At 66.5% G+C, this 12,350-nt stretch carries 9 protein-coding genes; 3 read left to right on the top strand and 6 right to left on the bottom strand.

Annotated features, from left to right (window positions below):
* Positions 1-32 precede the first annotated feature (32 nt).
* Positions 33-521: a hypothetical protein gene (locus tag ACTPOI_RS00775; RefSeq protein WP_440105539.1), complete on the top strand. Its 489-nt coding sequence runs from the start codon at positions 33-35 to the stop codon at positions 519-521.
* Positions 522-582: 61 nt separating this feature from the next.
* Positions 583-1,158, top strand: coding sequence for a YdeI/OmpD-associated family protein (locus tag ACTPOI_RS00770; protein ID WP_440105537.1), 576 nt, complete (start codon positions 583-585; stop codon positions 1,156-1,158).
* Between the two features lie 57 nt (positions 1,159-1,215).
* On the opposite strand, the gene ACTPOI_RS00765 is transcribed toward ACTPOI_RS00770, so the two are convergent.
* The 3 genes from ACTPOI_RS00765 to sbcB form a co-directional block, all read right to left on the bottom strand.
* The gene (locus ACTPOI_RS00765; RefSeq protein WP_440105535.1) at positions 1,216-2,559 is read right to left on the bottom strand and encodes a protein kinase domain-containing protein; all 1,344 of its coding nucleotides are present in this window, start codon (positions 2,557-2,559) and stop codon (positions 1,216-1,218) included.
* Between the two features lie 43 nt (positions 2,560-2,602).
* Complete coding sequence (locus tag ACTPOI_RS00760) at positions 2,603-3,850, bottom strand: cystathionine gamma-synthase family protein (protein ID WP_440105533.1); 1,248 nt, start codon at positions 3,848-3,850, stop codon at positions 2,603-2,605.
* Positions 3,851-3,998: 148 nt separating this feature from the next.
* Complete coding sequence (gene sbcB, locus ACTPOI_RS00755) at positions 3,999-5,444, bottom strand: exodeoxyribonuclease I (RefSeq protein ID WP_440105531.1); 1,446 nt, start codon at positions 5,442-5,444, stop codon at positions 3,999-4,001.
* A gap of 234 nt (positions 5,445-5,678) precedes the next feature.
* Here sbcB and ACTPOI_RS00750 point away from each other — a divergent pair, with 234 nt between their 5' ends.
* Positions 5,679-7,067, top strand: a complete 1,389-nt coding sequence (locus tag ACTPOI_RS00750; protein ID WP_440105529.1) for a lytic murein transglycosylase — start codon at positions 5,679-5,681, stop codon at positions 7,065-7,067.
* 91 nt (positions 7,068-7,158) lie between these two features.
* Here ACTPOI_RS00750 and ACTPOI_RS00745 read toward each other — a convergent pair whose 3' ends face one another.
* The 3 genes from ACTPOI_RS00745 to ACTPOI_RS00735 form a co-directional block, all read right to left on the bottom strand.
* Complete coding sequence (locus ACTPOI_RS00745; protein WP_252661472.1) at positions 7,159-8,505, bottom strand: sigma-54-dependent transcriptional regulator; 1,347 nt, start codon at positions 8,503-8,505, stop codon at positions 7,159-7,161.
* Positions 8,502-10,421 (bottom strand): sensor histidine kinase, encoded by a 1,920-nt coding sequence (locus tag ACTPOI_RS00740; protein WP_440105527.1) that lies wholly within the window; start codon positions 10,419-10,421, stop codon positions 8,502-8,504. The genes ACTPOI_RS00745 and ACTPOI_RS00740 overlap by 4 nt, the downstream gene beginning before the upstream one ends.
* Before the next feature lie 91 nt (positions 10,422-10,512).
* Positions 10,513-11,820, bottom strand: coding sequence for a dicarboxylate/amino acid:cation symporter (locus tag ACTPOI_RS00735; RefSeq protein ID WP_440105525.1), 1,308 nt, complete (start codon positions 11,818-11,820; stop codon positions 10,513-10,515).
* Positions 11,821-12,350: the final 530 nt, after the last annotated feature.

The following is a 12,350-nucleotide window of genomic DNA, read 5'->3' as shown; positions in this document are numbered from 1 at the left end:
ATTGGGGTCGCGCACCATGGAGAGTGCGCATCGTGCTCGTTCTAGTACTCTTTCTTTCATCTACTTCACTGGCGTCCCTTTCCGAGTCAGTCATCAAGTGGAAGGGATTCCTGCTTGATGCTCTTACGTTCTATAGAGCGCATGTCCTGCGCCCTCTCACGGAAGTGGCCCAAAGCCTAGTCGGCCATCCTCTGTCAACAACCTTTTTAGACAACGCGGTTCTCTACGGCCTCTTTTTTGCGGCCCTGACCCGAGCGCTACTTCTTCGAAACTCTTCTAAACTAAAGAAGGCAGGGGATGTAGTCTTTATGGGTGCGATCTACGTCGCCATGCTCTGGAATCTTTCTGGCCTGCGTGACAACCCAGGAGAAACCACGATTTGGGCGCTGTACCCATTGTTCCTATTCAGCGCCTACTCAATCACAAAGGGAGCAGAGCGTCTTCTGGCCATGGTCTATATGCTTACGCCAGTCCTTGTTGTGGGAGTGCTAGCCGCTGTTTCTTTGGGCCTCTCGAAATGAAGCCCCGCCCTTCCATCAAGAGGACGCTCCCCGGCAAGCCGGGACTCGCCTCTCATGTCAAATGTCAGTCTTATTGGCGGACTCTATGAGCCAGGCTACAGACAGCTCGCAATTCACAACCAAACTGCTCCGCCCAACCACTTCAGGTGACGAGCATTCTTGGGCGTTTCTGGTTTTGCCAAAGTCCGTAAGTGAAAAACTACCCCGACGTGGGCGAACGAGCGTGGAAGGGACCATCAACGGCCATTCTTTTCAGGCAACGCTTGAGCCGGACGGTCAACTGAGCCACTGGTTGAAGGTTGACAACGCATTGCGCGAAGCCTCTGGTGCAGAAATCGGCGACATGGTTACGTTAAAGCTCGCTCCAGTGGAAAACGAGCCAGAACCAACGCTGCCCCCGGATTTTCATCAAGCTCTTTCTGCCTCCCCGAAAGCCAAGGCGGTTTGGGATGCCACGACAACCATTGCCCGTGTTGATTGGATTCACTGGATTGAATCCGCGAAGCAGGCGAGAACCCGCAAAAGTCGAGTGGAAACTGCCTGCGACAAGCTGGCGGCGGGCGAAAAACGCGTCTGCTGCTTTGATCAATCAGGCTTCTACAGCAAAAGCCTTAGCGCGCCCAAGGCGGCAGAGTGAGAACGTTGGGCTCGTTATGGTCAACCCGAGCATCCAATCATTTCTGAACGCCGCCCCTCAATCCCCCAGCCCCTCCTGCATCCCCCCACCCGGCGCAGCCACCAGCTCCCACTCGGCCAGCTGCTCATTGGTCGCAATCAACCGCCCCACCAGCAGTTTGATAAAGGCCTTGTCAAAGCGCGACTGCAAATCCTCCGACGCCTCGCGCAGTGCGGGGTTGCGCACCTTGAGGACCAGCACCTCGGTTTCGGCCACGGCGGTGGCGGTGCGCATTTTGTTGTCGGGGCGCAGGTAGGTCATCTCGCCCAGGGTGACGCCGGGGCCCAGGGTGCTGAGGTTCCAGCCCTGGCGGCTGATGGCGATCTGGCCTTCGATGAGGATGCAGAACGAGTCGCCCGGCGTGTTCTCGCGCATGAGCACGGTGCCCTGCTCCAGGCGGCGCCAGCTGCCCAGGCGCATCAGCTCCCACAGGGCCACGTCGTGAAAGTCTGCAAAAAACGGCAGTGCGCGCAGGCGGGCAAAACGTTCGGCCTCGGTGTCTTGCGAGCGCTGGCGGGGCAGGCCCCGGTGGGCGGCGAGCAGGGCCTGGGCAAAGTCGGGCCAGGTGGCAAAGCGGTCTGCGGGGTCTTTGGCCAGGGCGCGCAGCAGCACCTCGTCTACGTGCGGCGGCAGTGCGGCGCGCAGCAGGCTGGGGGGCGTGGGGGCTTCGTGGCTGATCTTGTAGAGGGTGGCGAAGTCAGTGTCGCCGTCAAACGGGCGGCGGCCGGTGAGCAGCTCGTACACCACCACGGCCAGCGAGAACATGTCGCTGTGGTGGGTGAGGTCGTGTTCGCGCACCTGTTCGGGCGACATGTACGAGGGCGAGCCGACCAGGCCCGACAGCTGGGTGGCGTCGCTGCGCAATGACAGGGCAGCGCCAAAGTCGGTCAGCTTCACATCCCCATCGCGCGCCAGCATGAGGTTGGCGGGCTTGATGTCGCGGTGCACCAGGCCTTCGCGGCAAGCGTAGTCCAGCGCGTTGCAGCATTTGAAGGCGATGTCGAGCACCTGGGGCATGGGCAGCAGCGCATCGGGCGTGGCAAAGTCCGACAGGGGCTGGCCGTCCACGTATTCGAGCACCAGGTACGGGGGCAGCGCCTCTTCGTCGGCATCGAGCAGGCGCACGATGTTGGGGTGGCGCAGGCGGCCCGACAAGGCGGCCTCGTTGCGCAGCAGCTTGCGGTAGCGCTCGGCCTGCTCGGGCACCTTGAGCAGGTGGGCGTGGGTTTGCTTGATGGCGACCTTGCGGCCCCGGAAGCCGTCGAGCCCCAGGTAAACAATGCCACTGGCCCCCCGCCCCAGTTCGCGCTCGATGCGGTACTTGCCGATGTTGGCGGGCGGTGCGGAGGTGGCTGTGGCCATGGCGGGGCTCCCGGTGAGGGTGGGCAGTGAAGGCGGCGGGTCGTCAGGCTCCGGCAAGCGCCTGCTCAAAATCGGCCAGCAGGTCTTCCGCCTCTTCCAGGCCCACCGACAGGCGGATCATGCTGTCGGCAATGCCCATGGTGGCGCGCACGGCGGGGCCGGCCTCCCAGAAGATGGTGTGGGCCACCGGGATGATGAGCGTGCGCGTATCGGCCAGGCCCGTGGCCTTGATGGGCAGCTGCAGGCGGTTGCACACGGGCAGGCATTGGTCGGGGTTGCGCAGCTCGAAGGACAGCAGCCACGAGCCCGCCTTGAGGTGCTTTTTTGCAAAGGCGTGCTGGGGGTGCGATGGCAACATGGGGTAGTGCACGCGCGCGATGGCCGGGTGGGCCTCCAGCCACTGCGCCAGCGCCAGGGCCGTGGCGCTGGTGCGGTCCATGCGCAGGGCCAGGGTTTCGGCGCCCAGGGCCAGTTGGTGGGCGGCGTGGGACGACAGCGTGCCACCCATGTCGCGCAGGCCCTTTTTGCGCAGCTGCTGCAGGCCCCAGCCCTTGGCGTCGCCCTTGCGGTAGGCAGCAAAGATGTTGGGGTAGCGCGACCAGTCGTACAGGCCCGTGTCGGTGATGGCGCCGCCCAGCGCGTCGCCCAGGCCGCCAATGCTTTTGGTGAGCGAGTTGACCACGAGGCCCGCGCCCACCGTAGAGGCGCGGAACAGGTAGGGCGAGGCCACGGTGTTGTCCACCACGTACAGCACGCCACGCTGCTGGCACAGCGCGCCAATGCCTTCCAGGTCGGGGATCTGGGTGCCGGGGTTGGCAATGGTTTCGACAAACACCATGCGGGTGTTGGGGCGCAGGGCGGCGGCCACGTTGGCAGCGTCAGTCACATCCACCGTGGTCACTTCCACGCCCAGGTCAGCCAGGGTGCCCAGCACGCTGTTGGTGTTGCCAAACACAAACTGGCTGGCCACCAGGTGGTCGCCCGCCTTGAGCAGCGTGAGGAACACGGCGCAGATGCCCGCCATGCCGGTGGAGAACACGATGGTGCCGTGCCCGCGCTCCATCTTGGTGACCTTGGCCTCCAGCGCCGCCGTGGTGGGCGTGCCCTGGCGCGCGTAGTTGAAGCCGCCCTTGGCGGTGCCCTGGAAGACGGCGATCAAGTCTTCGACCTTGTCGTAGCCGTACTGCACCGAGGTGTGGATGGGCTGGTGGATGGCGCCCTGCTCGGCGCCGCCCAGGCGGTCGGCGTGCACGATCTGGGTGGTGAAGCTTTGGTTCTGCGGTGTCGTCATAAAAATCAACGCTATATCTGCTGGTCTACGTGCAAGGCGGGGCGATAAATACCGGCGCGCCCGTAACGCCAGCGCTCCCGTGGAACTGGCTCTGCCAGGCCACCGGGTGCGTCCCCCTCCGGGGGAAGGCGCTCAGCGCCTCAGGGGGCTACCGTTCAGGAGCAATGTGTTCGGCGTAATCGTACAAGGCCCCCAGGATGTCCTGCGTGCGGTCGTCGTCTGCGGTCTCTGAGAGGGTATCGATTTCGGTGAACAGCTGCTCCACCGTGCGCGCCCCTCCCTGCCCGTCGAACAGGCAGGCGGCGCGGTGCGCCTCCCAGCGCTGCTGCTCTTCGGGGGTAAGGGTTTGCGGAAAGTTGCGCGCCCGGTAGCGCCAGACCAGTTCGGTCAGGCGCGGATCGTCAAAGCCCGTGCGGGCGGTGGCCAGCTTGGCGCCCGACATGCTGCGCAGGTCGTTCAAATAGCGCCGGTCGTTGTTGCCCACAAAGCCGCCATACAGGTCCTGGTCCACATCGGGCGCGGGCTCTTGCGGCCGGGCGAACACGGCGGGCCAGATGCCGCTCATGTCGGGCAGGCTGCGCGCCACCTCGGCGTGCTGCGCGGCCTGGGCCAGGTCGATGCCCCAGCGCTGCGCCAGCGCAGGCGTGAGGGTGTTCACATTGCCCACCACCATGGGCGACTTGTTGAGGTGGATGGTCTTGATGGGCAGGCGCGTGACGCCTTCGGGCAGGTCGGCCGTGCGGGTGAACATGCGCAGGCGGATGTCGTCCACGTTCAGCGCGGCCAGCTCGCGCGGGTCGTGGGCCAGGTCCCAGGCGATCAGCTCGTTCTTGTTGGTGGGGTGGCTGGCCAGCGGCCACATCACGCCCAGGCAGCCGCGCTCCACCGGGAACATGCCCGACACATGCAGAAACGGCCGCGCCGTGATGGCCGTGGCAGGCAGGCGCAGCTCGGCGGCCACGCGGTCCTTCTTGTGCAGGCTCAGCGCAAAGTCAAACAGCTTGGTGTTGTGCTGACGGATGAGGCGCGCGAGGGCAATGGTGGCGCGCACGTCCGACAGCGCATCGTGCGCGGCTTCGTGCAGCAGGCCGTTGGCTTTGGAGAGGTGTTCGAGCTTGAAGCTGGGCGTGCCATCTTCCTTCTTGGGCCACTGGATACCGTCGGGCCGCAGCGCGTAGGTCATGCGCACCACGTCCAGCAAATCCCACCGGCCACACTGGTTCTGCCATTCGCGCGCATAGGGGTCGATGAGGTTGCGCCAGAACATGAAGCGCGTGATCTCGTCATCAAACCGGATGGTGTTGTAGCCCACGCCGATGGTGCCGGGCTGGGCGAACTCGGCCTCGATGCGGTTGGCAAACTCGCGCTCGGGCAGGCCTTTCTCCAGGCAGAGCTGGGGGGTGATGCCGGTGATGAGGCAGGACTGTGGGTCGGGCAGGTAGTCGTTGGCCGGCTGGCAGTAGATCATCAGCGGCTCGCCGATCTCGTTGAGGTCGGCATCGGTGCGGATGGCGGCGAACTGCGCGGGGCGGTCGCGGCGCGTGTTGGCCCCGAAGGTTTCGTAGTCGTGCCAGAGGAAGGTGTGGGCAGCCATGGTCGGTGGGCAAACAGGGGGCGAGGCGGGATGCAGGCGGGGTGGAGGCGCAACTGTAACCGGATTTACAGGCTTTTTAGGCCCTCACCGCCTGTCCATCATGCCTTTATAGCTATATAAATGATAGCAATACATACCCGACGGCTGCAGGGCAGCCCACCGCATGCTCACAGGCATTCACGCCGTGATACACCTGCGCCCGGGCAATGGCATGGCTGCACGGGACAATGGCGCATGCATTGCCCTCACCCTGAATTCACCACCACCGCCGCCCCGCCCCACCGCCCACCTTCTCCTTCTGTACGGCTCGCACCACTCGCGGTCTGGTTCACGGCCGGGCTTGTGGGCCTGGCGCTGGCGGGCTGCGCAGCGGTTCCGGCTCCAACCCCCGGGCCATCCAAGCCCGCCAGCCCCAGCACCCCATCGGCACCTGCAGCCACAGGCACCACAGGCGCTGCATCCACCGTGGCAGCCGAGGCCTACGACCATGCCGCCGGTTTTGCCGCCTGGCGCACCGCCTTTGCAGCGCAGGCCCTGGCGGCGGGCATTGCGCCGCACACGGTGCGCGATGTGCTGGGCCAGGCGCAGTGGCAGCCGCGTGTGGTGGAGCTGGACCGGGCCCAGCCCGAGTTCTCGCGCACACCCTGGGCCTACCTCGACAGCGCGGTATCGGCCCAGCGCGTGGCCCAGGGCCAGGCCAAGTGGGCCGAGCACCGCCCCACGCTGGAGGCCGCCGCCGCGCGCTACGGCGTGCCCGCGAGCGTGGTCACCGCCATCTGGGGCATGGAGAGCAACTACGGCAGCAACTTTGGCAGCTTCCGCACCGTGGACGCGCTGGCCACCCTGGCCTACGAAGGCCGCCGCCGCGCCTGGGCCCAGGCCGAACTGCTGGCCGCGCTGCGCATCATCGACCTCGGCGACATTGCCTCCGAAGCCATGCTGGGGTCCTGGGCCGGGGCCATGGGGCACACGCAGTTCTTGCCGTCGGTGTTTCTGGCCCATGCGGTGGATGCGGACGGCGACGGGCGCCGGGACATCTGGGGCAGCATCCCCGATGTGGCGGCATCGACGGCCCGCTTTTTGGCCGATGCGGGCTGGCAATCGCAAGAGCCCTGGGGCGCCGAAGTGCGCCTGCCCCCGGGCTTTGACCATGCGCGCGCCGAGTTGACGGTGCGCCAGAGCGCGGCCCAGTGGGCGGCAGAGGGCTTGCAAACCATGGATGGCCGCCCGCTGCCCACCCTGGCATCGGCTGCCGTGCTGGAGCCTGCGGGCGCACGCGGCCCGGCGTTTCTGGTGGGGCAGAACTTCCGCACCATCCTGCGCTACAACAACTCCACCAGCTACGCACTGGCCGTGGCCCTGCTGGCCCAGCGCCTGGACGGCGGCCCCGGTGTGGTGGCCGACTGGCCGCGCAACCTGCAGCCCCTGTCGCGCGAGCAAACACGCCAGCTGCAATCGGCACTGAATGCGCGTGGCTTTGCCACCGGCACCCCCGACGGCGTGCTGGGCCCCGCCACCCGCGCCGGGCTGCGCCAGTACCAGCAAAGCCAGGGCCTGGTGGCCGATGGTTATCCGACGCTGGAGCTGTTGCAGGGCCTGGTGGGCGGCGCGCCTGCCAAGTAAGAACAGGTTTCAGGAGCAGCTGCAGCCGCCTGCCCCTCTCCGGCTTGATCTACCAGGCAAGCTGGCGCCAGGGCAGCGGGCACGGCAGCAATCAGGAGCCCAGGCCGTATTTGCGGATCTTGTCGTGCAAGGTGGTCTTGGCCACCCGCAGGGCCTCGGCCGTGCGGGCCAGGCTGCCGCCCTGCTGGCGCAGGGCTTCCGCGATCAGGGTGCGCTCAAACGTCTCTACCGCAGCCGCCAGGGCCTGGGGTTGCGCTGCGTCACCGGCGTCGCCCGCAGCCCCCGCAAAGGGCGCGGCGCCTGCGGCAATGCCCAGCACCACGCGCTCGGCCACGTTGCGCAGCTCGCGCACATTGCCGGGCCAGTGGTAGCCCAGCAGCTGGTGCAACTGGCCTGCGGGCAGTTCGGGCACGGGGCGCTGGTGGCGGGCGGCGGCGGCCATCACAAAATGCTCCAGCAGCAGCGGCACGTCTTCACGCCGATCGCGCAGCGGGGGCAGCTCGACCGTGGCGACGCTCAGGCGGTAATACAGGTCTTCGCGGAACTTGCCCTGGCGGCACAGCTCCAGCAAATCCACCTTGGTGGCGGCCACCACGCGACAGTCGATGGGGATGAGCGTGTTCGAGCCCAGGCGCTCCAGCACGCGCTCCTGCAGCACGCGCAGCAGCTTGATCTGCATGGCCAGGGGCATGCTCTCGATTTCATCGAGAAACAGCGTGCCGCCGCTGGCGTGTTCGATCTTGCCGATGCGGCGCTTGCCCGCGCCGGTGAAGGCGCCGGCCTCGTTGCCAAACATTTCGCTGTCGAACAGGGTGTCCGGCAGGCCGCCGCAATTGATGGCCACAAAGTGGCCTTTGCTGCGCGGGCTGGCCTCGTGCAGGCAGCGGGCGGCCAGCTCTTTGCCGGTGCCGGTTTCGCCGTGGATGAGCACATCCACCGTGCTGGCCGCCAGGCCCGCCAGCACCTCGCGCAGGCGCTGCATGTTGGGCGCGCGGCCCATCACCAGGCGCTCGATCACATCGCGCTGCGCCAGCTGGTTGCGCAGCTGGCGCACCTCCAGCACCAGGCGGCGCTTGTCGAGTGCGCGGCGCACGGCGCGCACCAGTTGCTCGGGGGCAAAAGGTTTCTGGATGAAGTCGTGCGCCCCATCCTTCATGGCCTGCACGGCCATGGAGATGTCGCCATGGCCGGTGATGAGCACCACGGGCAGCTCCGGGTCCACGGCCATGAGCTCTTGCAGGAAGGCCATGCCATCCATCTGGGGCAGGCGGATGTCGCTGACCACCACGCCGGGGTAGTCGCGCCCCAGGCGCAGGCGGGCCAGCTCGGCACTGGGGGCGCTTTCGGTGGCGATGCCTTCAAGCTGCAGGGCCTGCTCGCAGCCCAGCACGATGTCGGGGTCGTCTTCGACGATGAGGACCTTGAGGTCGGGGGTCATGGGCGGTCGGGGGAAAATTCCGGGGCTGATTCCGAATCTGGGCGGGGGGCTGCGGGCAAGGCCAAGTGGAACACAGCGCCACCGTCGGGGTGGTTGGCGCCGGTGAGGGTGCCGCCCGATTCGCGCACGATGCCGGCCGACAAGGCCAGCCCCAGGCCCAGCCCGTCGCCGGAGCTCTTGGTGGTGAAAAACGGCTCAAACAGGTGCGCCAGGGCTTCGTCGGTAAGGCCTGGGCCCAGGTCACGCACCTGCAGGTGTACCTGCTCACCCTCTGCTGTGGCCAGCTGCTCGCAGCGGATCTCGACCCGCAGGGCAGTGCTTCCCGCCATCGCATCCAGCGCGTTGTTGATGAGGTTGACCAGCACCTGCTCCAGGCGGTTGCCATCGCACCAGGCCACAGGCTCGGGCTCCGCCAGGTCCAGCAGCACCTGGGCGCCAGTCTGCTGGATGCGCGGCTCCAGCACCGCCAGCGCGTTGGCGAGCGCGGCGCGCAGTGGCACGGGCTGAGGCTCGCCAGTCGATTTGCGGGCAAAGGCCCGCAGCTCGCCGGTGATGCGGCCCATGCGGTCGGCCAGCTGGGCGATGCGCTCCAGGTTGACGCGCACCGTGGGCAAGTCGCCCCGTTCCAGAAACCGCACGCTGTTGCCCGACAGGGTGCGCAGCGCGGTGAGCGGCTGGTTCAGCTCATGCGCCACGCCGGTGGAGAGCTGGCCAATCACCGCCAGCTTGCCCGCCTGCACCAACTCGTTCTGTGCGGCGCGCAGCGTGCCTTCGGCGCGGATGCGTTCTTGCACTTCAGACTGCAGGCGCTCGTTGGTGCTGGACAGATCGGCCGTGCGCTGCTGCACCTTGCGCTCCAGTTCATCGTGCGCGGCCTGCAGTGCCTCACGGGCGGCCAGGCGGTCGCGCAAACGGTCGCGCTCATGGCGGCGGCGCTGGTTGAGCATGAAGCCCAGCAGCGCCACAAAGGCCGCACCGATGGTGGCAATCAGGGCATCGCTCTGCGCTGCCTCATCGGCGCGGGCCAGGTGCGAGAACACGGTCAGTGTCCAAGGTGTGCCCGGTAGCGCGCGTGACTGGGTCAGAAACCGTCCCGTCACGGGGTAGACGGAGGCCATCTCGGTGCCCTCGCGCGCCACGCGAACCACCCGCGCGCCCTGGTCCAGGTCGCTCAGCACCTTCATGCCCAGGGGCGTGAGGGCCTTTCGGTTGTATTGCAGGGTCTGGTCAAAGGCTTTGCGCGTGGCGTCGTCCAGGGGGCGCAGCGCCGTGAACTTCCAGTCGGGCACGGAGCCCAGGATCACCACGCCGTTCTCGTCGGTCACGATCACCGGCGCCTCGACCGTGGACCAGGACTGCTCCAGCTGCTCCAGGCTGACCTTGGTGACAGCCACACCCACGGTGCGGTTGCCGTCGAGCAGGGCCGACGCCAGGTAATACCCCGGCTCCCCGCGCGTGGTGCCGATGCCAAAGAACCGCCCGCTGCCCGTGCTCAGGGCATCCCGGAAATAGGGCCGAAAGCGCAGGTCCTCCCCCATGAAGCTGTCGGGTCGGCGCCAGTTGCTGGTGGCCACCACCTGCCCCTGCAGGTCGATCACATAGATGGAGAGCGTGTCCGCGCGCTCGTTGAGCTGCTCCAGATAGGCATTGACGCTGTCTGCCCCACGGCCCGGCGCGGAGGCCGACAGCAGGGTCTGCACCTCCTGCTCCAGCTCCAGCGTGCCCGGAAGAAAGGCGTATTTGCTGATCTCGCGCTGCAGGCTGGCCGTGTACAGCTCCAGCCGGTGCAGGCCCGTGGCCTGGATCTGCGCCTGCCCCAGGCGCTGGGCCAGCAGGTAGGCCAACCCGCCGCTCAGCCCCACTCCGGCCAGCAACAGCAGGACCGTGAACAGGCGCAAGGATCGGGGCAAAGGCATGGGGGGTGGGATGTTAGCAGCGAGCCCCCCTGCGCCCCGCCCGCTCATCCCAGGGGCGGCGGCAGGCCACCTCCGGGCGGCGTGAGAAGGATCAGGCCACGCGGGGCTGCACCTCGTCGTCGCCCGCTGCGGGCAGCATCTCTTCGCGCTCTGCCAGTGCCTCTGGCACGGGGTCGATGGCGTTCTCCCACTTGGCCACGACGGCTGTCGCAATGGCGTTGCCCAGCACGTTGGTCAGCGTGCGCCCCATGTCCAGGAAATGGTCAATGCCCAGGATCAGCAGCACACCCGCCTCAGGCAGGTGGAACATGGGAAGCACGGCCGCCACCACCACCAGCGAGGCGCGGGGCACGCCCGCAATCCCCTTGCTCGACACCATGAGCACCAGCAGCATGGTGATCTGGGCAGACAACGGCATGTCGATCCCGTAGGCCTGGGCAATGAAGATGGCGGCAAACGTGGTGTAGATCATGGAGCCGTCCAGGTTGAACGAGTACCCCAGCGGCAGCACGAACCCTGTTACCTTGGGCTTGATACCGAATTTTTCGAGCTGTTCCATGAGCTTGGGGTACACCGATTCACTGCTCGCCGTTGAAAAGCCGACCAGCATGGGGGTGCGGATCAGCTTGAGCAGGCGAAACACGTCGCGCCCCAGCACCAGGTAGCCCGCACACACCAGCACCAGCCACAGGGCCGCCAGGGCCAGGTAGAAACTGAGCATGAATTTGCCAAACACCCCCAGCATGCCCAGGCCCTGGGTGGTGATGGCGCCAGCCACCGCGCCAAACACGCCCACGGGGGCAAAACGCATCACATAGTCGGTGACCTTGAGCATCACATGGACCACCTCGTCGAGCGTGGCCACCAGCGAGCGCGCGGCCTGGTTGTGCAGATGCCCCAGCGCCAGGCCAAAGAACAGCGAGAACACCAGGATCTGCAGGATGGCGTTGTTGGCCATCGACTCCACGATGCTCTTGGGGAACACCTGGGTGATGAAGTCCCGCAGGTTCAGCGCTCCGGTCTTGAGCTGCGTGGAGGTGCCCGCATCGGGCAACGGGATGGACAAGGCGCTGCCAGGCTGCGTGAGGTTGGCAATCACCAGCCCCAGAGCCAGCGAGATCAGGGAAGCCCCCAGAAACCAGACCACCGCGCGCGTGCCGATGCGGCCCACCGTGCGCGAATCGCCCATGCTGGCCATGCCTGCGGCCAGCGTGGCGAACACCAGGGGCGCAATGATCATCTTGATCATGCGCAGGAAGATGTCGGTGAGCAGGCCAAAGTAGCCCGCGATCTCTTTGGCAGCCTCGGGCGTGGGCGCCCATGCGTGGCAGGCGTAGCCGACCAGAACCCCCAGAACCATGGCCAGGATGACCATCGTGGTCAAGCGATTGAGTTTCATGCGATGTGTGTGAATGGATGAAGCGAACATGGAGCGGCCGAACAGCCCAACCCGGCTACGGCCGCACCTCCGGCGGAATCGGCACGGCTGCGCAACGCAGCGAGCACACCTGCGCTCACCCGGGTGGGCGCGATGTCGACCGCAGACGGGAACCGGGCGCATGGGCGCGCCCGCAGTGAATGGCTTGTGGCAAGGCTTGTCTCCCCCAGAGTGGCTGACCGCGTCGGGCGCGGCCTGGCACCGTCATTGCACGCAATGTGCCAGGCGCCGACCCTGCGCCAAGTCCTTGATTTACCTGCAAAAAGCTGAACGCACGGCAGCCTTAAGGTTCGGTTTTCCGAGCACTCCAACCACCGTGCATTCGGAATTCCGAACAAGCCAGGGCGATGATCAACCTACACAAACCGCACGGGCTCCGCCGCAGGTTGCGGCCAGGGACGTGCTGGCCCCCTTTCTGCCCAGAACCTGCCTGCGTTTTCCCAGCCTCCCGCCCCCCCCCTTACAGCACACCAGCAAAAAGAAAAGCCGGC

The organism is Acidovorax sp. BL-A-41-H1 (assembly GCF_051942715.1).
Note: the sequence above shows the minus strand (reverse complement) of the source record. Positions and strands in the feature narration are given on the sequence as shown.

What these genes read in the sequence shown, in the direction of transcription:
- ACTPOI_RS00770 (WP_440105537.1), top strand. Translation starts at nt 583, where the DNA reads ATGTCAGTCTTATTGGCGGACTCTATGAGCCAGGCTACAGACAGCTCG.
- ACTPOI_RS00765 (WP_440105535.1), bottom strand. Translation starts at nt 2,559, where the DNA reads ATGGCCACAGCCACCTCCGCACCGCCCGCCAACATCGGCAAGTACCGC.
- ACTPOI_RS00760 (WP_440105533.1), bottom strand. Translation starts at nt 3,850, where the DNA reads ATGACGACACCGCAGAACCAAAGCTTCACCACCCAGATCGTGCACGCC.
- sbcB (WP_440105531.1), bottom strand. Translation starts at nt 5,444, where the DNA reads ATGGCTGCCCACACCTTCCTCTGGCACGACTACGAAACCTTCGGGGCC.
- ACTPOI_RS00750 (WP_440105529.1), top strand. Translation starts at nt 5,679, where the DNA reads ATGCATTGCCCTCACCCTGAATTCACCACCACCGCCGCCCCGCCCCAC.
- ACTPOI_RS00745 (WP_252661472.1), bottom strand. Translation starts at nt 8,505, where the DNA reads ATGACCCCCGACCTCAAGGTCCTCATCGTCGAAGACGACCCCGACATC.
- ACTPOI_RS00740 (WP_440105527.1), bottom strand. Translation starts at nt 10,421, where the DNA reads ATGCCTTTGCCCCGATCCTTGCGCCTGTTCACGGTCCTGCTGTTGCTG.
- ACTPOI_RS00735 (WP_440105525.1), bottom strand. Translation starts at nt 11,820, where the DNA reads ATGAAACTCAATCGCTTGACCACGATGGTCATCCTGGCCATGGTTCTG.